This is a genomic window from Streptomyces sp. NPDC048751, from assembly GCF_043198595.1.
Classification (GTDB): domain Bacteria; phylum Actinomycetota; class Actinomycetes; order Streptomycetales; family Streptomycetaceae; genus Streptomyces.
The window spans coordinates 51,511-71,876 of sequence record NZ_JBICUX010000010.1 but is presented as its reverse complement, the minus strand read 5'-3'; the positions used below and the strand labels follow the sequence as shown (position 1 = coordinate 71,876).

The following is a 20,366-nucleotide window of genomic DNA, read 5'->3' as shown; positions in this document are numbered from 1 at the left end:
CGGCGCGTTACGCTGCGGTTGCCCGCACACCTGTCGAAGGAGCCCCGTGCCTGAGCTGCCCGAGGTCGAGGTCGTCCGGCGTGGTCTGGAGCGGTGGGTCGCGCACCGGGTCGTCGCCGACGCCGAGGTCCTGCACCCGCGCGCGGTACGCCGGCACATCGCCGGGGCCGACGACTTCGCGCACCGTCTCAAGGGCCACCGCATCGGCGTTCCGAGCCGTCGCGGCAAGTACCTGTGGCTGCCGCTGGAGGACACGAACCAGTCCATCCTGGCGCACCTCGGGATGAGCGGTCAGCTGCTGGTGCAGCCGCAGGGGTCACCCGACGAGAAGCACCTGCGCATCCGGGTCCGGTTCGCCGACGCCCAGGCGACCGAGCTCCGCTTCGTCGACCAACGCACCTTCGGCGGGCTGTCGTTGCACGACAACACCCCCGACGGTCTGCCCGACGTCATCGCGCACATCGCCCGCGACCCCCTCGACCCGCTCTTCGACGACGAGGCGTTCCACCAGGCGCTGCGCCGCAAGCGCAGCACCATCAAACGGGCACTGCTCGACCAGTCGTTGATCAGCGGCGTCGGCAACATCTACGCGGACGAGGCCCTTTGGCGCGCCCGCGTCCACTACGAACGCCCGACCGCCGGCTTCACCCGCCCCCGCACGGCCGAACTCCTCGGCCACGTACGGGACGTGATGACCGCGGCCCTCGCCGTCGGCGGTACGAGCTTCGACAGCCTGTACGTCAACGTCAACGGCGAGTCGGGCTACTTCGACCGGTCGCTGGACGCGTACGGCCGCGAGGGGCTGCCCTGCAAGAGGTGCGCCACGCCGATGCGCAGGCGCCCCTGGATGAACCGGTCCAGTTACTTCTGCCCGAAGTGTCAGCGGGCGCCGCGCGTCTCGTCGTAACGCAGGCGCGACCGGAGGACCTCGTCCATGTTGCCCTCGACGAAGTGGATGAGGGACAGCAGGCGCTCGGCCACCTCGTGCCCCAGCGGGGTCAGCTCGTAGTCGACCCGGGGCGGGTTGGTCGGCTGGGCCTCGCGGTGCACCAGGCCGTCGCGCTCCAGTGCGTGCAGGGTCTGGGAGAGCATCTTCTCGCTGACGCCGTCGACGCGGCGGCGCAGCTCGTTGAAGCGCAGCGAGCCCTCGTGCAGCGCGCCGAGGGTGAGACCGCCCCAGCGTCCCGTGATGTGCTCCAGCGTGCCGCGCGAGGGGCAAGCCTTGGCGAAGACGTTGAAGGGGAGGTCCTGCCCCTCCGTCTCGTCCGCGCGCTGAATGATGTTCATGTGTGGAGCGTACTCGAAGGCAGCGCTAACCAACAGGTTGCACTAACCGGAAGTTAGTGCTCCCGTGTGATCGGCAGGCGGCGATCAGTACCCGAAGTCCTGGGTCCACCAGGGCCCGCCGGACCCGTAGTGCACACCGACGCCCAGCGTCTTGAAGTCGCAGTTCAGGATGTTGGCGCGGTGGCCGGGGCTGTTCATCCAGGCCTCCATGACCGCTGCCGCGTCGGCTTGGCCCCGGGCTATGTTCTCGCCGCCGAGGTTGGTGATGCCCGCCTTCGCGGCCCGGTCCCAGGGGGAGGCTCCGTCGGGGTCGGTGTGGTCGAAGAAGCCCCGCGCGGCCATGTCCTCGCTGAAGGCCTCGGCCAGCTCGGTGAGCGAGCTGTTGGCGGCCACGGCGCTGCAGCCCACCTTCGCCCGCTCCTCGTTGACCAGCTTGAGCACCTCCGCCTCGGCGGCGGCCTCCGCGGAGACCGCGCCCGGGGCGCTGCTGCGCTGCGGCTCCTTCGTCGCCTTGCGCGACGGCGTGGGCTGCGGCTTCTTCGACGGGGTCGCCGTCGTCGGCTTCTCGGACGGCTTCTCGGTCGGCGTGGCCGACGGGGTGGCGGACGAGGTCGAGGGAGAGGGTGAAGGCGAGGCGGACCGCTCTGCGTCGCGGCTGGTCGTCGTACCGCCGGCGCGGCTTTCCTCGGAGGTGGCGGCGGGACCCGAGGCGCCGCCCTGCTGGGCGTCCGAGTTGGTGGGCGTGTCGACGGCCTGCGTCGCCTCGCCGCCACTGCCGCCGCCGAGCTTGTAGCTCTCGAGGCCGGGCACCACGCCCGAGGCGACCGCGACGGTGCCGAGGGCGACCGCGGCGGAGACGCCGAGCAGACCCGCGCGGACCGGAGTCGCGGCCTTCCGCTTCCGGCGCCGGTCGCGCGCGCTGCCGCCGGAGGGCGTGTAGCCGTCCGCCGGGAAGGCGGTGGTGCCGGTGGAGTGGGCGTAGTCGTCGGTCGCGAAGAGGTACTCCTGGCTCTTCGTGTAGCTCTCGGCGTATTCCTCGGGGCGCAGATAGGGCGCGATGCCCATCGTGGCGTGCTCGCCCTCGTACGCGTCCTGCCGGCCGCGGCCCCTCGTGGAGGGGCCGTCGGTCTCCGTGACCCCCGTGGCGCGGCCCGTGGCGGCGCGGCCGGCGGCGTGGCGTCGGTGGCGTCCCATGTCCTGGCCTTCCTCGTCCTAGCGGTCAACCCCACCCATACGATCTTGTGGTCAACCTGACTCACCTGATCGAGTGAGTTTCATATGAGATGGGTTTGGGTGGGGACGGTACCGCATGGCGCTCGGGGCGGAAGTGTCCCGAGTGACTTTGGCCGGTTAGGTTGCACCCATGAGCGAGGATGTACGGCTGGTCGCCTGGGTGCGGGGACGTGTCCAAGGTGTGGGTTTCCGCTGGTTCACACGGGCCAAGGCGCTCGAGATCGGCGGGCTGAGTGGTTTTGCTCTCAATTTGGCCGACGGTCGGGTGCAGGTGGTCGCCGAGGGGGCACCCGAGGGGTGTGAGGGGCTCCTGCGGTGGCTCCAGAGTGACGACACGCCCGGACGCGTGGACGGCGTCACCGAGATCTGGGACACACCGCGCGGGGGCTACGACGGCTTCGCCGTCCGCTGACCCCGCGCCCGTAACCGGCTCCGGCGGAAGCGGAGGGGCATGCCACGGGCACCTGCCCCAAGCAGAAAGAAGCAGGTGGTTGCCAAGAAGCGCTTGCGGTGGCAGGCTCCGCAGGCAAGGATGATCGCCACGCCCCGAGGGGCCCGCAGGAGTCGCCGCGTCGCCGTTCAAGGCCGCGTGCCCCCGGGATGCCCACCAATACGGGGCGTGATCGTGTTGACCGTCAAACTTTTTGGTGAGACGCTGAAAGCACCCCGCGCACCTTAGCTGTTTGGCATGGAAGAACGGCAGCAAGAACTCAAGAGTGTCAAGCACCGCGGGTGCGAATCCCTCACGACCCACACCGCTTCGGTCGGTCACTCAGTGTGGAGGACCATCCATCATGGCAAAGGCGCTTCTCGGTTACGTCGGCGGCTCCGACCCTCGACTCCTCGCCGAGATGCGACGGCTCCAGCAGCGCGTACAGGACCTTGAATCCGAGCTCGTACGGATCCAGGCTGAAAACGACTCGCTGACGGCTGCCGCTTCTCACGACAGGATCATGGAGAGCATCGACGCACACCAGGCGGAGCCTGCGCTCACCTGATCGCTGCATCGCTCCACGACAGCACACGCATCGGTTGGGCTGCCCGTATCAACCGCTAAGTTGTCAGAGTTTGCAAGGGACGCTTCGGCGTCCCTTCTTTCTTTTCCCCCGTCGCCCCCGAATACCGCTTTTGTGTATGTCGTGTACTTTCCCCACGCATCCTTTCACTGTCTTTAACGTTTGGTGTGCCCTGCGCGTTCATGGGCGAAACCGCGGGTTCATGGAGTGAGACAACACCGGGGGGTAGAGTCCGGCGGCGTGCACCTCAAGGCCCTGACCCTCCGCGGCTTCAAGTCGTTCGCCTCCGCGACCACGCTCCGGTTCGAGCCGGGCATCACCTGTGTCGTCGGTCCGAACGGCTCGGGCAAGTCCAATGTGGTGGACGCGCTCAGCTGGGTCATGGGTGAGCAGGGTGCCAAGTCGCTGCGCGGCGGCAAGATGGAGGACGTCATCTTCGCCGGCACCACCGGCCGTCCGCCGCTGGGCCGCGCCGAGGTCTCCCTGACCATCGACAACTCCGACGGGGCCCTGCCCATCGAGTACGCCGAGGTCACCATCACGCGGATCATGTTCCGCAACGGCGGCAGCGAGTACCAGATCAATGGCGACACCTGCCGTCTCCTCGACATCCAGGAACTGCTGTCCGACTCCGGCATCGGCCGCGAGATGCACGTCATCGTCGGCCAGGGCCAGCTCGACTCCGTCCTGCACGCCGACCCCATGGGCCGTCGCGCCTTCATCGAGGAGGCGGCGGGCGTCCTCAAGCACCGCAAGCGCAAGGAGAAGGCGCTGCGGAAGCTGGACGCGATGCAGGCCAACCTCGCGCGCGTGCAGGACCTGACCGACGAGCTCCGGCGCCAGCTCAAACCGCTCGGCCGTCAGGCCGCGGTCGCCCGCCGCGCCGCCGTCATCCAGGCCGACCTGCGTGACGCGCGCCTGCGTCTGCTCGCCGACGATCTCGTACGGATGCGGGAGGCGCTCCGGACCGAGGTCGCCGACGAGGCCGCCCTCAAGGAACGCAAGGAGGCGGCCGAGGAGGAGCTGCGCAAGGCGCTCCAGCGCGAGGCGCTCCTGGAGGACGAGGTACGACAGCTCACCCCGCGCCTCCAGCGCGCCCAGCAGACCTGGTACGAGCTGTCGCAGCTCGCCGAGCGGGTGCGCGGCACGATCTCGCTGGCCGACGCGCGCGTGAAGAGCGCCACCTCCGTGCCGCCCGAGGAGCGGCGCGGCCGTGACCCGGAGGACATGGAGCGCGAGGCCGCCCGCATCCGGGAGCAGGAGGCCGAGCTGGAGGCGGCTCTGGAGGCCGCCGAGCGGGCCCTGGAGGACACGGTCGCCCACCGCGCCGACCTGGAGCGCGAACTGGCCGTGGAGGAACGCCGACTGAAGGACGTCGCCCGGGCCATCGCCGACCGCCGCGAAGGCCTGGCACGGCTCAACGGGCAGGTCAACGCGGCCCGCTCCCGCGCCGCGTCCGCCCAGGCCGAGATCGACCGCCTCGCCGCCGCCCGCGACGAGGCACAGGAGCGCGCGGTCCGGGCCCAGGAGGAGTACGAGGCACTGAAGGCGGAGGTCGACGGCCTCGACGCCGACGACGCGGAACTCGCCGAACAGCACGAGGCGGCCAAGCGACAGCTGGCCGAGGCGGAGACCGCCCTGAGCGCCGCCCGCGAGGCCGCCACCGCGACGGAACGCAAACGCGCCGCGACCCAGGCCCGCCACGAGACCCTGGCGTTGGGCCTGCGCCGCAAGGACGGCACGGGCGCGCTCCTCGGGGCGAAGGATCGGCTGAGCGGTCTACTGGGCCCCGCGGCGGAGCTGCTGACGGTGACCCCGGGCTACGAAGTGCCGCTCGCGGCCGCGTTCGGAGCGGCCGCGGACGCGATCGCCGTGACCTCACCGTCCGCCGCGGCCGAAGCGATCCGGCTGCTGCGCAAACAGGACGGTGGCCGAGCCGCGTTGCTGCTGGCAGGGGAGCAAGAGGAGCCGACTCCGACCGGTACGGCGGCTCCCCCGAGGGGCGCGGGACTGTATGGAGATGCGGCTCCGCAGCGGGGCGCGACCGGGGACGGGCCCGCAGACGAACGACGGCCTTCCCCCGCCCCTCCTGCGGAGCGCTTCGTCCGCGGCCCCTCCGACCTCCTCCCCGCCGTCCGGCGCCTCCTGCGGGACATCGTCGTGGTCGACACCCTCGAGGACGCCGAGGACGTCGTCCGCGCGCACCCCGACCTCACGGCCGTCACCGCCGAAGGCGACCTGCTGGGGGCGCACTTCGCGCACGGCGGGTCCGCGGGCGCGCCCAGCCTGCTCGAGGTGCAGGCGTCCGTGGACGAGGCCGCCGCCGAGCTGGAGGAGCTGGCGGTGCGGTGCGAGGAGCTGACGGAGGCGCAGCACGCGGCCGGTGAGCGGCGCAAGGAGTGTGCCGTCCTCGTGGAGGAGCTGGGGGAGCGGCGCCGGGCCGCCGACCGGGAGAAGTCGTCGGTCGCCCAGCAGCTCGGGCGGCTGTCCGGGCAGGCGCGCGGTGCCGCGGGTGAGGCGGAGCGGTCGGCGTCGGCGGCCGCGCGGGCGCAGGAGGCGCTGGACAAGGCACTCCAGGAGGTCGAGGAGCTGGCCGAACGGCTCGCCGTCGCCGAGGAGCTGCCGGTCGAGGAGGAGCCCGACACCTCGGTACGGGACCGGCTCGCCGCCGACGGGGCCAACGCGCGGCAGACCGAGATGGAGGCGCGCCTCCAGGTCCGTACGCACGAGGAACGGGTCAAGGGACTCGCCGGGCGGGCCGACTCGCTGGACCGGGGCGCCCGCGCGGAGCGCGAGGCACGCGCGCGTGCCGAGCAGCGGCGGGCACGTCTCAGGCACGAGGCGGCCGTCGCCGAGGCCGTGGCCTCCGGTGCCCGGCAACTGCTCGCCCACGTCGAGGTGTCGGTCGGCCGAGCCGAGGAGGAGCGGGCCGCGGCCGAGGCCGCGAAGGCCCGGCGGGAGCAGGAACTCACCACCGCGCGGGGCGCGGGACGCGATCTCAAGGCCGAGCTCGACAAGTTGACGGATTCAGTCCACCGGGGCGAGGTACTCGGCGCCGAGAAACGGCTGCGGATCGAGCAGCTGGAGACGAAGGCGCTGGAGGAACTCGGTGTGGAACCGGCGGGGCTCGTGTCGGAGTACGGCCCGCACCACTTGGTGCCGCCCTCGCCCCCCGCCGAGGGGGAGCAGCTGCCGGAGGACCCGGAGCACCCGCGCAACCAGCCCAGGCCGTTCGTGCGGGCCGAGCAGGAGAAGCGGCTGAGGGCCGCCGAGCGGGCGTACCAGCAGCTGGGCAAGGTGAACCCGCTGGCCCTGGAGGAGTTCGCGGCGCTGGAGGAGCGCCACCAGTTCCTCAGCGAGCAGCTGGAGGACCTGAAGAAGACGCGCGCCGACCTGCTCCAGGTCGTCAAGGAGGTCGACGAGCGCGTCGAGCAGGTCTTCACCGAGGCCTACCGGGACACCGCCCGGGAGTTCGAGGGGGTCTTCAGCCGGCTGTTCCCGGGTGGTGACGGGCGTCTGATCCTGACCGACCCCGACAACATGCTCACCACGGGCGTGGACGTCGAGGCACGGCCGCCGGGCAAGAAGGTCAAGCGGCTCAGCCTGCTCTCGGGCGGCGAGCGGTCACTGACCGCGGTCGCCCTGCTGGTGTCGATCTTCAAGGCGCGCCCCAGCCCGTTCTACGTCATGGACGAGGTCGAGGCCGCCCTCGACGACACCAACCTCCAGCGGCTGATCCGCATCATGCAGGAGCTCCAGGAAGCCTCCCAGCTCATCGTCATCACGCACCAGAAGCGGACGATGGAGGTCGCCGACGCCCTCTACGGCGTATCGATGCAGGGCGACGGGGTGTCGAAGGTCATCAGCCAGCGTCTGCGCTGATGGATCTGCGCTGATCGGTCTCCATTTCTTCAAGACTTGAACACATTCCCCTTACGGGCCGCATCATGCCCCCCGATTACGGCCTCGTATCTCACATCCAGGCCCTCTTGACTTCGAAACTTGAAGGCATAGTCTCTGCAGCGTTACTTTTACCTTCAGGTACCACCTACCAGAAGGGTCGCCCCCCACCCGGCAGCGTTGCCGGTGGCCCGAGGAGTACACGTGACCAGCACAGCGCAGGCATCACAGTCAGGAGCCAGGACGGCTCATCCCGATCATCTCGGGCACGTCATCTTCATCGCGGCGGCGGCCGCGATGGGCGGTTTCCTCTTCGGCTACGACAGCTCCGTGATCAACGGCGCCGTCGAGGCGATCCGTGACCGGTACGACGTGGGCTCCGCGGCGCTGGCCCAGGTCATCGCCATCGCCCTGATCGGCTGCGCCATCGGCGCAGCGACCGCCGGCCGCATAGCCGACCGCATCGGCCGCATCCGGTGCATGCAGATCGCCGCCGTGCTGTTCACCGTCAGCGCCGTCGGCTCGGCGCTGCCCTTCGCGCTGTGGGACCTCGCCTTCTGGCGCGTCGTCGGCGGCTTCGCCATCGGCATGGCCTCGGTCATCGGCCCGGCCTACATCGCCGAGGTCGCCCCGCCCGCCTACCGTGGCCGTCTCGGCTCGTTCCAGCAGGCCGCGATCGTCGTCGGCATCGCCATCTCGCAGCTGGTCAACTGGGGTCTGCTGAACGCCGCCGGCGGCGACCAGCGCGGCAAGCTGATGGGCCTGGAGGCCTGGCAGGTCATGCTGGGCGTCATGGTCGTCCCGGCCGTCCTCTACGGCCTGCTCTCCTTCGCCATCCCCGAGTCCCCCCGCTTCCTGATCTCCGTCGGCAAGCGCGAGCGCGCCCGCGAGATCCTGGAAGAGGTCGAGGGCACCCACGTCGATCTGGACGCCCGGGTCGCCGAGATCGAGCAGGCCATGAAGAGCGAGCACAGGTCCACCTTCAAGGACCTGCTCGGCGGCGGCTTCTTCTTCAAGCCGATCGTCTGGGTCGGCATCGGCCTGTCGGTCTTCCAGCAGTTCGTCGGCATCAACGTCGCGTTCTACTACTCCTCGACACTGTGGCAGTCGGTCGGCGTCGACCCGACGGACTCGTTCTTCTACTCCTTCACGACGTCGATCATCAACATCGTCGGCACCGTGATCGCGATGATCTTCGTCGACCGCGTCGGCCGCCGCCCGCTCGCCATCATCGGCTCGATCGGCATGGTCGTCGGCCTGGCGCTGGAGGCCTGGGCGTTCTCGTACGACCTGGTCGGCGGCAAGCTGCCCAGCGCGCAGGGCTGGACCGCCCTGATCGCCGCGCATGTCTTCGTCCTCTTCTTCGCCCTGTCCTGGGGTGTGGTCGTCTGGGTCATGCTCGGCGAGATGTTCCCGAACCGGCTGCGCGCCGCCGCCCTGGGTGTGGCCGCCGCCGCGCAGTGGATCGCCAACTGGGCGATCACCGCGAGCTTCCCGTCGCTGGCCGACTGGAACCTCTCCGCGACCTACGTGATCTACACCGTGTTCGCCGCCCTCTCCGTCCCGTTCGTCCTGAAGTTCGTCAAGGAGACCAAGGGCAAGGCGCTGGAGGAGATGGGCTGACCCCTCACCCCGTCCCCCCGAGTTCGGGGAGAAGGGCCAAGTCCCCGCTGCCCCTCTCCCCGTATCCGTCCGACGTACTGCCCCGGCTCACCCCCCGAGCCGGGGCAGTACGTCTTCGCAGAACAGGCGCAGGCTGCGCCACCCCTCCTCCAGCGGCATCCCGCCGACCAGCGGATGCAGGACGAGACTGTCCAGGCCCAGCGCCACGCACGCGTCCGGGGTCAGCACCCGGTACACGCCCTCGGCGCGCAGCTCCGCCACGCTCGTGGCCGCCGACTTCACCGCCGAGCGGACGGAGCCGGACTGCCAGGAGGCGTAGGTCCGCGCCTCATGGAGGAAGTGCTCGCCGTACCGCTCCCACGTCCGCTCCGGATCTTCGGCCACGTGCAGCAGCGGGGTCACGGCGCCCGGCATCATCGTCCAGCCCTCGGTGCCGTACTCCACGAGCCGCTCCTTGTAGTACGCCTCCAGCTCCGGCAGGTGGGCGCTGGGGAAGAAGGGCAGGCCGAGCCGGGCGGCCCGGCGGGCGGCGGCCCTGGAGGAGCCGCCGACCAGCAGCAGGGGGTGCGGGTCGGAGCAAGGGCGCGGGGTGACCCGTACCGTACGGCCCCGGTAGGTGAACTCCTCGCCGGTCCACGCCTTCAGCACCGTCTCCAGCAGCTCGTCCTGGAGCCGCCCGCGCTGCCCGAAGTCCACGCCGAAGTGGTCGTACTCCTCGGGCCGGTAGCCGATCCCCGCGACGGTGACGAGCCGGCCGCCGCTCAGCAGATCCAGCACGGCGATGTCCTCGGCCAGCCGCAGCGGGTCGTGCAGTGGGCCGATGACCGCCGAGACGGTGACCGCCAGGCGCCGGGTCGCCCCGAGGACCGCGCCCGCGAAGACGAACGGCGAGGGCAGCCAGTTGTTGGCGGCCCCGTGGTGCTCCTCGGTCTGCACGGTGGCGACCCCGTGCTCGTCGGCGTACGCCGCCATCTCCAGGGCCGTGCGGTAGCGGGCGCTCAGCGACGCGGGCGTGGCGCCGGGCTCGACGAGATTGAAACGGACGACCGTGACGGGCATGGCGGGCCCCCTTCGTGTGTCGGAGGGGGACCGTAGCTGACGGTGCGTCAGACAACCAGAGGACGGCCGGAGGTGTCCGGCAACCCGGCGACTTTCTCACTTGGAGGAAAGCACAAGCTGGGTCCGGCGCAGGCCCATGGCTGATACTGGACGCGTTATGGACATCGTCATCCTTGCTGTCATCATCGCCGTGCTCGTGCTCGGCGCCATCGGCGGACTCATCGTCGGCAGCCGGCGCAGGAAGCCGCAGCCCCCGCCGCCGCCCGCCGCGCCCGACATCACCGCGCCTCCAGCCGAACCGCACGTCGGCGACGAGGCCGAGACGCCGCGCGACGAACCGCGCCGCACGATAGAGGAGGTGGACCTCCCGGACGGCGGCTCGACCGGCGTCGCCGTCGAGGAACCGCCCACCATCGAGGCTCCCCCGATCGAGATCCCGGAGCCCACCGAGGGGCGGCTCGTCCGCCTCCGCGCCCGTCTCTCCCGTTCCCAGAACGCCCTGGGCCAGGGGCTGCTCACGCTGCTGTCGCGCGAGCACCTCGACGAGGACACCTGGGAGGAGATCGAGGACACCCTGCTGACCGCCGACGTCGGTGTGCAGCCCACCCAGGAACTGGTCGAGGCGCTGCGCGCCCGGGTGAAGGTGCTCGGCACCCGCACCCCCCAGGAGCTGCGCGGCCTGCTGCGCGCGGAGCTGCTCAAGCTGGTCGGTACCGACTTCGACCGCGCCGTGAAGACCGAGCCCGCCGACCGCAAGCCGGGCATCGTGATGGTCGTCGGCGTCAACGGCACCGGCAAGACCACCACCACCGGCAAGCTCGCGCGCGTGCTCGTGGCGGACGGCCGCAGCGTCGTGCTCGGTGCCGCCGACACCTTCCGTGCCGCCGCCGCCGACCAGCTGCAGACCTGGGGTGAGCGCGTGGGCGCCCACACCGTCCGCGGGCCGGAGGCCGGCGACCCCGCCTCCGTCGCGTTCGACGCGGTCAAGGAGGGCAAGGAGATGGGGGTCGACGTCGTCCTCATCGACACCGCGGGCCGCCTGCACACCAAGACCGGGCTCATGGACGAGCTCGGCAAGGTCAAGCGGGTCGTCGAGAAGCACGCCCCGCTCGACGAGGTGCTGCTCGTCCTCGACGCCACCACCGGGCAGAACGGTCTCGTCCAGGCCCGGGTGTTCGCCGAGGTCGTCGACATCACCGGCATCGTGCTGACCAAGCTGGACGGTACGGCCAAGGGCGGCATCGTCGTCGCGGTCCAGCGCGAGCTGGGCGTGCCCGTCAAGCTGGTCGGACTCGGTGAGGGCGCGGACGACCTGGCGCCCTTCGAGCCGGAGGCTTTCGTGGACGCGCTGATCGGTGAGTGAAGCCCGTCCCCGCGAGGAAGCGCCCGTCCCCGAGACAGTCGGGGGACGGGCGCTTCGCTGTGTCCGCCTGATCGTGCGGGCCCGAGCGGTGTGGCCGGACCGGCTCTACGCGCGCGAGCGGTGGGCCACGTAGGCGAGCGTGCCCAGCAGCAGCCGGGCCGCCGGTGGCTTCGTGGCCGTGTCCAGCTCGGGCGGGCGCAGCCAGCGGACCGGGCCGAGGCCGCCGCGGTCGGAGGGGGGCGCCGTGATGTGCGTACCGGGGCCGAGGCCGCGCAGGTCCAGGGAGGACGGGTCGTCCCAGCCCATGCGGTAGAGCAGCGCGGTCAGGTCCGCGACCGCGCCGGGGGCGACGAAGAAGTGGACGCGGCCCTCGGGGGTCACGGTCACCGGACCCAGGGGGAGGCCCATCCGCTCCAGCCGGACCAGCGCCCGCCGGCCGGCGGCCTCGGCCACCTCGATCACCTCGAACGCCCGCCCCACCGACAGCATCACCGCGGCCCCCGGGACCTCGCCCCACGCCTCGGTCACCTCGTCAAGCGTGGCCCCCGCGGGGATCTCCGGCGCGAAGTCCAGCGGATGCGCGCCCGGCGCCCGGCAGCCGGAGCGACCACAGGAGCACGCGCCCGCGGCGGCCCGTGCGCCCGGGACGACGTCCCAGCCCCACAGGCCGGTGAACTCGGCCACGGCCGTGCACTCGGACGAGCGGCCGCGGCGGCGTGAAGTGGACCGGAGGTCGCGCATCCCCCGACTGCTGCCGATCGTGAAGCCCATGCCCCCTCCAACGGGTCCGACGCACCGATGGTTACGAGAAGCGCCCGGAATGTTACTTTGAGTTATCAACTTCCGTGTTCGGCGGTCATTGAACCGGCGCTTGGAAGTGCATGGGGTGGTGCAGGCGTCAACACGCGCCCCCGCGTGCATCGTTCCGCTCGCTCTCGGCTGTCCTCTGTCAAGTCAATCGCGAGTGGACGACCGTTAGTTCATTCGAAGGGGTGGCGAATGGTGGCGTTTCCCTGTTCGCCATGGCTGGAAGCGTGATCGTGGGATTACGTTGAGTGCATGAATCCTGGGGGCACATGCACAGTTGGGTATGCCGGAGGCAAGGTGACTTCCCGTTCGAAGGGTGGCAACCGTCGTACGGGAGGCGGCGATTGGCGGCATTCTGATAGGGCTTGGCGCACTCGGCGACAAGTGGTTCCAGGGATGGGGGCGTTCCAGTGGGCGGCAACGGCGGAGGCGGGACGAACGCTGACAAGCGCCCCAACGCGCTGCTCGGGTCGTGGTTCGTGCGCAGCGGCTGGTCCAAGGGCGAGCTCGCGCGCCAGGTCAACCGCCGGGCCCGCCAGTTGGGCGCCAACCACATCTCCACGGACACCTCGCGCGTGCGCCGCTGGCTCGACGGCGAGAACCCCCGCGAGCCCATTCCCAGGATCCTGTCCGAGCTGTTCTCCGAGCGGTTCGGCTGTGTCGTCTCCGTCGAGGACCTCGGACTGCGCGCGGTCCGCCAGTCACCGTCCGTGTCCGGCGTGGACCTGCCCTGGACGGGCCCGCAGACCGTGGCCCTGCTCGGCGAGTTCTCGCGCAGCGACCTGATGCTGGCGAGGCGCGGCTTCCTCGGGAGCTCGCTGGCCCTGTCCGCGGGCCCGTCCCTCATCGAGCCCATGCAGCGCTGGCTCGTCCCCACGCCGCCCGCCTCGCGCACCGACGCCGAGCCGATCCCCAGCAGCCGCGCGCGCGGCCGCCTCTCCAAGCCCGAACTGGAACTGCTGGAGTCCACCACCGCGATGTTCCGGCAGTGGGACGCCCAGTGCGGCGGCGGCCTGCGCCGCAAGGCCGTCGTCGGCCAGCTGCACGAGGTCACCGACCTCCTCCAGGAGCCCCAGCCCGAGGCCACCACGAAGAAGCTGTTCAAGGTCGCCGCCGAGCTCGCCGAACTGGCCGGCTGGATGAGCTACGACGTGGGGCTGCAGCCCACCGCGCAGAAGTACTTCGTCCTCGCCCTGCACGCCGCCAAGGAAGCCGGCGACAAGCCCCTCGGCTCCTACGTCCTGTCCAGCATGAGCCGCCAGATGATCCACCTCGGCCGGCCCGAGGACGCCCTGGAACTGATCCACCTCGCACAGTACGGAAGCCGTGACTGCGCGAGCCCGCGCACCCAGTCGATGCTGTATGCGATGGAGGCCCGCGCCTACGCCAACATGGGGCAGCCCGGAAAGTGCAAGCGGGCCGTGCGGATGGCGGAGGACTCCTTCGCCGACGCCGACGACTGGGACGAGCCGGACCCCGACTGGATCCGCTTCTTCTCCGAGGCCGAGCTGCACGGCGAGAACAGCCACTCCTTCCGCGACCTCGCCTATGTCGCCGGCCGCAGCCCCACCTACGCCTCCCTGGCCGAGCCCCTCATGCGGCGGGCCGTCGCGCTGTTCGCCGAGGACACCGAGCACCAGCGGTCGTACGCACTGAACCTGATCGGGATGGCCACGGTCCACCTGCTCCAGCGCGAGCCCGAGCAGAGCACCGGACCGACCGTGCTGGCCATGCAGATCGCCAAGAAGGTGCGCTCCGAACGCGTCAACACCCGTATCCGAAAGACCGTGGACACGGCCGTACGCGACTTCGGGGACCTCACCGAGGTCGTGGACCTCACCGAACGGCTGGCGACCGAGCTGCCCGAGGCGGTCGAAGCAGCCGTCTGAACCCCTGAGCCCCGGCCGCGGCCGGCCCTCCCGAACTGCCCGACTCGGCTCCCCCGTGCCAGGTCGTCGGAGGCCGCCGCGGCCGGTTCTTCGATCCTTCGAATGAAGGTTGCGCCACGATAACGATCCACGCGGCGCGCCTCCGGCAGTTCATCGACGCGTAACACGCACGGCGCCTTCGTCACGGCGGCGAAACAACGAGGGGCTTCCACCGAAACCGCGCTGCGCCAATCTCATGGCGCATAACCGGCCCACCCCTCAATCCGCTCAGGCTTCGCCCGCACGGGGCCGTACCAATGACGAGGAGACGCCGATGGCACCAGCCATCACGCTCGCCGCAGAAGCACCCAAGCTGTCTGCCGCCAACACGGGCTTCATGCTCATCTGTTCCGCCCTGGTGCTGATCATGACTCCGGGTCTGGCCTTCTTCTACGGAGGCATGGTCCGGGTCAAGAGCACCCTGAACATGCTGATGATGAGCTTCATCAGCATCGGGATCGTCACCATCCTCTGGGTGCTGTACGGCTTCTCCATGGCCTTCGGTACGGACTCCGGCAGCGTCATCGGCTGGAACTCCGACTGGCTCGGCCTCAGCAACATCGGCCTGACGCAGCTGTGGGACGGCTACACGATCCCGATCTTCGTCTTCATGATCTTCCAGATGATGTTCGCCATCATCACTCCCGCCCTGATAAGCGGCGCTCTCGCGGACCGCGTGAAGTTCACCGCGTGGGCCCTGTTCGTCGCCCTGTGGGCCACGGTCGTCTACTTCCCGGTCGCGCACTGGGTCTGGGGCGCCGGCGGCTGGGCCTACGAGCTGGGCGTGATCGACTTCGCCGGTGGTACGGCGGTCCACATCAACGCCGGTGCCGGGGCCCTCGGCGTGATCCTCGTCATCGGCAAGCGCGTCGGCTTCAAGAAGGACCCGATGCGCCCGCACAGCCTCCCGCTGGTCATGCTCGGCGCCGGTCTGCTGTGGTTCGGCTGGTTCGGCTTCAACGCCGGCTCGTGGCTCGGCAACGACGACGGCGTCGGCGCGCTGATGTTCGTCAACACGCAGGTCGCCACCGCCGCCGCCATGCTGGCCTGGCTCATCTACGAGAAGATCCGCCACGGCGCGTTCACCACGCTGGGCGCCGCCTCCGGCGCGGTCGCCGGTCTGGTCGCCATCACCCCGTCCGGTGGCGCGGTCTCCCCGCTCGGCGCGATCGCCGTCGGCGCCATCGCCGGTGTCCTGTGCGCCATGGCCGTCGGCCTGAAGTACAAGTTCGGCTACGACGACTCCCTCGACGTCGTCGGCGTCCACCTCGTCGGCGGTGTCATCGGCTCCCTGCTGATCGGCCTCTTCGCCAGTGGCCACGGCCAGTCCGACGTCGAAGGCCTCTTCTACGGCGGCGGTCTGACCCAGTTCTGGAAGCAGTGCGCCGGTGTCTTCGCGGTCCTCGCCTACTCGCTGGTGGTCTCCGCGATCCTCGCCTTCCTCCTCGACAAGACGATCGGCATGCGCGTCACGGAGGACGAGGAGGTGGCCGGCATCGACCAGGCCGAGCACGCCGAGACCGCATACGACTTCAGCGGTGCCGGCGGCGGTGCCGCCCGGACCGCCGCCACGGCCCCGGTGGCCCCGGCCGCGAGCAAGAAGGTGGACGCATGAAGCTCATCACCGCCGTCGTGAAGCCCCACCGGCTCGACGAGATCAAGGAGGCCCTGCAGGCCTTCGGGGTACACGGTCTGACGGTCACCGAGGCGAGCGGCTACGGTCGTCAGAGGGGACACACCGAGGTCTACCGCGGTGCCGAGTACACCGTCGACCTGGTGCCCAAGATCCGCATCGAGGTCCTGGCCGAGGACGACGACGCCGAGCAGCTGATCGAGGTCATCGTCAAGGCCGCCCGCACCGGCAAGATCGGTGACGGCAAGGTCTGGTCCCTGCCGGTCGAGACGGCCGTCCGGGTCCGCACCGGCGAGCGCGGTCCGGACGCGCTGTAAAGAAAGAACCACCTGAATACAGGCAGGAGTCGCTGGGTGACGGGTACGGAGATGCGCACGGAAGCAGAGGACTCGGGACCCAGCGGCTACGCGGCGGCCCGGCTGCGCCTCCTCCAGGAGGGGGCGCGGTCCGGGCCGCCGCGCCGTGCCGCCCTCGCCGAACTGACCGACGAATGGCTCTCCGGCCTCTTCGACGCGGGCAGCGAGGAACTGCGCGGTGTCTCCCTGGTCGCGGTCGGCGGCTACGGCCGGGGCGAGCTGTCCCCGCGCAGCGACCTCGACCTGCTCCTGCTGCACGACGGGCAGGACCCCAAGGCCGTCGCCGCCCTGGCCGACCGACTCTGGTACCCCGTGTGGGACCTCGGCCTGGCCCTCGACCACTCCGTACGGACCCCGGCGGAGGCCCGCGGGACCGCGGGCGAGGACCTCAAGGTCCAGCTCGGCCTGCTCGACGCCCGCCACCTCGCGGGCGACCTCGGCCTCACCGCCGGCCTGCGTACGGCGGTCCTCGCCGACTGGCGCAACCAGGCACCCAAACGCCTCCCCGAACTCCAGGAGCTGTGCGCCGAGCGCGCCGAACGGCAGGGCGAGCTCCAGTACCTCCTCGAGCCGGACCTGAAGGAGGCCCGGGGCGGGCTCAGGGACGCCACCGCGCTGCGCGCCGTCGCCGCCTCCTGGCTGGCCGACGCCCCGCGCGAGGGCCTCGCCGACGCCCGGCGCCGCCTGCTCGACGTGCGCGACGCCCTCCACCTCACCACCGGGCGGGCGACCGACCGGCTCGCGCTCCAGGAGCAGGACCAGGTCGCCGCCGAGCTCGGGATGCTCGACGCCGACACACTGCTGCGGCAGGTGTACGAGGCGGCGCGGGTCATCTCGTATGCGAGCGATGTCACCTGGCGCGAAGTGGGGCGCGTGCTGCGCTCGCGCGCCGTACGGCCGCGTCTGCGCGCCATGCTGGGCGCCGGGAAGCCGGCCCCCGAACGGTCACCTCTCGCTGAGGGCGTCGTCGAGCAGGACGGCGAAGTGGTGCTCGCGCGCGCCGCACGCCCCGAACGCGACCCCGTACTCCCGCTGCGTGCCGCGGCCGCCGCCGCGCAGGCCGGCCTGCCGCTCTCCCTGCACGCCGTGCGGCGCATGGCGGCCGCCACCCGCCCCCTGCCCACTCCCTGGCCCGCCGAGGCGCGCGAACAACTCGTGACCCTGCTCGGCTCCGGACAGCCCACCATCGACGTCTGGGAGGCACTGGAGGCCGAGGGCCTGATCACCCGGCTGCTGCCGGACTGGGAGCGGGTGCGCTGCCGCCCCCAGCGCAACGCCGTCCACCTGTGGACCGTCGACCGGCACCTGATCGAGACCGCCGTCCGCGCCTCCGAGTTCACCCGCCGCGTCAGCCGCCCCGACCTGCTGCTCGTGGCCGCGCTGCTGCACGACATCGGCAAGGGCTGGCCCGGCGACCACTCCGTCGCGGGCGAGATCATCGCGAAGGACGTGGCCACCCGCATCGGCTTCGACCGCGCGGACGTGACGGTTGTCTCCTCGCTCGTACGCCATCACCTGCTGCTGATCGAGACGGCCACCCGGCGCGACCTGGAGGACCCGGCCACCGTCCGCTCCGTCGCCGAGGCGGTCGGCTCGCAGGGCACGCTGGAGCTGCTGCACGCGCTCACCGAGGCGGACGCGCTCGCGACCGGCCCGGCCGCCTGGTCGTCCTGGCGGGGCTCCCTCGTCGCCGACCTCGTCAAGCGGGTCTCGGCCGTGCTCGCCGGGGACGACCCCGAGGAACCCGAGGACACCGCGCCCACCGCCGAGCAGGAGCGGCTCGCCGTGGAGGCACACCGCACGGGCGGCCCGGTGCTGGCGCTGCGCGCGCAGACCGAGCCGCCCTCCGACGGCGAACCGTCCGGCGACCCCGAGCCACTGGGTGTGGAGCTGCTCATCGCCGTACCCGACCAGCCGGGCGTGCTGCCCGCGGTCGCCGGTGTCCTCGCCATGCACCGCCTCACCGTCCGCACCGCGGAACTGCGCTCCCTCGGCCTGCCCGACGGCGTCGACGAGGGCTCCGTCCTGCTGCTGAACTGGCGGGTCGCCGCCGAGTACGGCTCCCTGCCCCAGGCCGCCCGGCTGCGCGCCGATCTCGTACGGGCCCTGGACGGCTCCCTGGACATCGCCTCCCGCCTCGCCGAACGTGACGCCGCCTACCCGCGCCGCCGGGGCGTCGTGGCACCCGCGGCCCACGTGAAGGTGGCCTCCGCCGCCTCCCGCCTGGCCACCGTGATCGAGGTCCGTGCCCAGGACGCCCCCGGCCTGCTCTTCCGCATCGGCCGCGCCCTGGAGGACGCCGCGGTCCACGTCCGCAGCGCCCACGTCAGCACCCTGGGTGCCAACGCGGTCGACGCGTTCTACGTCACCGGCCCGAAGGGCGATCCGCTGCCGGCCGACGAGGCGGCGGGGCTGGCCCGGAAGCTGGAGGAGACGTTGCGGGCGTGACCGTGCGGTCACGTCACGCGTTCGTCCCCGCCTGCTGAATGCGGCAGGCGGGGACGAATGTCTTGCGCGGCCAGATACCCTGGAAGACGCTCAGACCGCCCCCGACCCCGAGGACCGACGCCGCCGTGTTCGATACTCTTTCCGATCGCCTCTCAGCGACCTTCAAGAACTTGCGCGGCAAGGGGCGCTTGAGCGAAGCGGACATCGACGCCACGGCGCGCGACATCCGCATCGCCCTCCTCGAAGCCGACGTCGCCCTGCCTGTCGTCCGCACGTTCATCAAGAACGTCAAGGAACGCGCACTCGGAGCCGAGGTCTCGCGGGCGCTCAACCCCGCCCAGCAGGTCCTGAAGATCGTCAACGACGAACTCGTCACGATCCTCGGCGGCGAGACCCGGCGCCTGAGGTTCGCCAAGCAGCCGCCGACCGTGATCATGCTGGCCGGTCTGCAGGGTGCCGGTAAGACCACCCTCGCGGGCAAGCTCGGCCGGTGGCTCAAGGAGCAGGGACACTCGCCGCTGCTCGTGGCGTGCGACCTCCAGCGTCCCAACGCCGTCAACCAGCTGAGCGTCGTCGCCGAGCGCGCCGGCGTCGCGGTCTTCGCGCCCGAGCCGGGCAACGGCGTGGGCAATCCGGTCCAGGTCGCCCAGGACTCCATCGAGCACGCCAGGACCAAGGTCCACGACATCGTGATCGTGGACACCGCGGGCCGCCTCGGTATCGACCAGGAGCTGATGCAGCAGGCCGCGGACATCCGCGACGCCGTCAGCCCCGACGAGATCCTCTTCGTCGTCGACGCGATGATCGGTCAGGACGCCGTCAACACCGCCGAGGCGTTCCGCGACGGTGTCGGCTTCGACGGTGTGGTGCTCTCCAAGCTCGACGGTGACGCCCGCGGTGGTGCGGCTCTCTCCATCGCCTCGGTCACCGGCAAGCCGATCATGTTCGCGTCGAACGGTGAGAAGCTCGAGGACTTCGACGCCTTCCACCCGGACCGGATGGCCTCCCGCATTCTCGACATGGGTGACCTGCTCACCCTGATCGAGCAGGCGGAGAAGACGTTCGACCAGGCCGAAGCCCAGAAGATGGCCGAGAAGCTGGCCTCCAAGAAGGGCCAGGACTTCACCCTCGACGACTTCCTGGCCCAGATGGAGCAGGTCAGGAAGATGGGCTCCATCTCCAAGCTGCTCGGCATGCTGCCCGGCATGGGGCAGATCAAGGACCAGATCAACAACCTCGACGAGCGGGACGTCGACCGCACGGCCGCGATCATCAAGTCGATGACCCCGGCCGAGCGCCAGGAGCCGACGATCATCAACGGCTCCCGTCGCGCCCGTATCGCCAAGGGTTCCGGTGTCGAGGTCAGCGCGGTGAAGAACCTCGTCGAGCGGTTCTTCGAGGCCCGCAAGATGATGTCCCGCATGGCCCAGGGCGGCGGTATGCCGGGCATGCCGGGGATGCCCGGCATGGGCGGCGGACCCGGCCGCACCAAGAAGCAGCCGAAGAAGGCCAAGGGCAAGCAGCGCTCCGGCAACCCGATGAAGCGCAGGCAGCAGGAGCAGGAGGAGGCCGCCCGCCGGGCCGCCGCCGCACAGGGCGGCAACGCCTTCGGCGTGCCGGGCCAGCAGGCCGGCCAGGACTTCGAACTGCCCGACGAGTTCAAGAAGTTCATGGGCTGACACGGCTCGTACGGCACGGCGACGCGTACGTCGC

Annotated in this window: 15 protein-coding genes; 11 read left to right on the top strand and 4 right to left on the bottom strand. The window is 70.9% G+C overall.

Going from position 1 to position 20,366, the window contains the following annotated elements:
* Window positions 1-46: 46 nt before the first annotated feature.
* On the top strand, window positions 47-907 hold the full coding sequence (gene mutM, locus ACGFNV_RS29915) for a bifunctional DNA-formamidopyrimidine glycosylase/DNA-(apurinic or apyrimidinic site) lyase (protein WP_393626540.1): 861 nt from the start codon (window positions 47-49) through the stop codon (window positions 905-907).
* Here the strand turns inward: mutM and ACGFNV_RS29910 are convergent.
* Both ACGFNV_RS29910 and ACGFNV_RS29905 read right to left on the bottom strand, forming a co-directional pair.
* The gene (locus ACGFNV_RS29910; RefSeq protein WP_393626538.1) at window positions 880-1,287 is read right to left on the bottom strand and encodes a winged helix-turn-helix transcriptional regulator; all 408 of its coding nucleotides are present in this window, start codon (window positions 1,285-1,287) and stop codon (window positions 880-882) included. The two genes, mutM and ACGFNV_RS29910, sit on opposite strands and share 28 nt — an antisense overlap.
* A gap of 84 nt (window positions 1,288-1,371) precedes the next feature.
* A complete protein-coding gene (locus ACGFNV_RS29905) occupies window positions 1,372-2,481 on the bottom strand; it encodes a CAP domain-containing protein (protein ID WP_393626536.1) in 1,110 nt (369 codons plus the stop codon).
* Between the two features lie 169 nt (window positions 2,482-2,650).
* Between ACGFNV_RS29905 and ACGFNV_RS29900 the strand changes: the two genes are divergently transcribed.
* From ACGFNV_RS29900 to ACGFNV_RS29885, 4 genes are all read left to right on the top strand, one after another.
* Window positions 2,651-2,932 carry an acylphosphatase gene (locus ACGFNV_RS29900; protein ID WP_393626534.1) on the top strand — a complete coding sequence of 94 codons (282 nt, stop codon included), beginning with the start codon at window positions 2,651-2,653 and terminating at the stop codon, window positions 2,930-2,932.
* A 382-nt stretch (window positions 2,933-3,314) separates the two neighbouring features.
* Window positions 3,315-3,518 (top strand): hypothetical protein, encoded by a 204-nt coding sequence (locus ACGFNV_RS29895; RefSeq protein ID WP_393626532.1) that lies wholly within the window; start codon window positions 3,315-3,317, stop codon window positions 3,516-3,518.
* Between the two features lie 258 nt (window positions 3,519-3,776).
* The gene (gene smc / locus ACGFNV_RS29890) at window positions 3,777-7,418 is read left to right on the top strand and encodes a chromosome segregation protein SMC (RefSeq protein ID WP_393626530.1); all 3,642 of its coding nucleotides are present in this window, start codon (window positions 3,777-3,779) and stop codon (window positions 7,416-7,418) included.
* 222 nt (window positions 7,419-7,640) lie between these two features.
* A complete protein-coding gene (locus tag ACGFNV_RS29885) occupies window positions 7,641-9,059 on the top strand; it encodes a sugar porter family MFS transporter (RefSeq protein ID WP_393626529.1) in 1,419 nt (472 codons plus the stop codon).
* Between the two features lie 87 nt (window positions 9,060-9,146).
* Here the strand turns inward: ACGFNV_RS29885 and ACGFNV_RS29880 are convergent, their stop codons facing one another.
* Window positions 9,147-10,118: an LLM class flavin-dependent oxidoreductase gene (locus ACGFNV_RS29880; RefSeq protein WP_393626527.1), complete on the bottom strand. Its 972-nt coding sequence runs from the start codon at window positions 10,116-10,118 to the stop codon at window positions 9,147-9,149.
* 157 nt (window positions 10,119-10,275) lie between these two features.
* On the opposite strand from ACGFNV_RS29880, the gene ftsY reads away from it, so the two are divergent.
* Window positions 10,276-11,481 carry a signal recognition particle-docking protein FtsY gene (gene ftsY, locus ACGFNV_RS29875; RefSeq protein WP_393626525.1) on the top strand — a complete coding sequence of 402 codons (1,206 nt, stop codon included), beginning with the start codon at window positions 10,276-10,278 and terminating at the stop codon, window positions 11,479-11,481.
* 105 nt (window positions 11,482-11,586) lie between these two features.
* Here ftsY and ACGFNV_RS29870 read toward each other — a convergent pair whose 3' ends face one another.
* A complete protein-coding gene (locus ACGFNV_RS29870; RefSeq protein ID WP_393626523.1) occupies window positions 11,587-12,252 on the bottom strand; it encodes a bifunctional DNA primase/polymerase in 666 nt (221 codons plus the stop codon).
* A gap of 446 nt (window positions 12,253-12,698) precedes the next feature.
* On the opposite strand from ACGFNV_RS29870, the gene ACGFNV_RS29865 reads away from it, so the two are divergent.
* The 5 genes from ACGFNV_RS29865 (at window position 12,699) to ffh (ending at window position 20,332) form a co-directional block, all read left to right on the top strand.
* Window positions 12,699-14,177: a hypothetical protein gene (locus ACGFNV_RS29865; RefSeq protein ID WP_393626521.1), complete on the top strand. Its 1,479-nt coding sequence runs from the start codon at window positions 12,699-12,701 to the stop codon at window positions 14,175-14,177.
* Between the two features lie 313 nt (window positions 14,178-14,490).
* A complete protein-coding gene (locus tag ACGFNV_RS29860) occupies window positions 14,491-15,831 on the top strand; it encodes an ammonium transporter (protein ID WP_393626519.1) in 1,341 nt (446 codons plus the stop codon).
* Window positions 15,828-16,166 carry a P-II family nitrogen regulator gene (locus ACGFNV_RS29855; RefSeq protein WP_030990174.1) on the top strand — a complete coding sequence of 113 codons (339 nt, stop codon included), beginning with the start codon at window positions 15,828-15,830 and terminating at the stop codon, window positions 16,164-16,166. Before ACGFNV_RS29860 ends, ACGFNV_RS29855 begins: the two co-directional genes overlap by 4 nt.
* Before the next feature lie 36 nt (window positions 16,167-16,202).
* Window positions 16,203-18,653 (top strand): [protein-PII] uridylyltransferase, encoded by a 2,451-nt coding sequence (locus ACGFNV_RS29850; RefSeq protein WP_393626517.1) that lies wholly within the window; start codon window positions 16,203-16,205, stop codon window positions 18,651-18,653.
* A 125-nt stretch (window positions 18,654-18,778) separates the two neighbouring features.
* Window positions 18,779-20,332: a signal recognition particle protein gene (gene ffh / locus ACGFNV_RS29845; protein WP_393626515.1), complete on the top strand. Its 1,554-nt coding sequence runs from the start codon at window positions 18,779-18,781 to the stop codon at window positions 20,330-20,332.
* Window positions 20,333-20,366 lie beyond the last annotated feature (34 nt).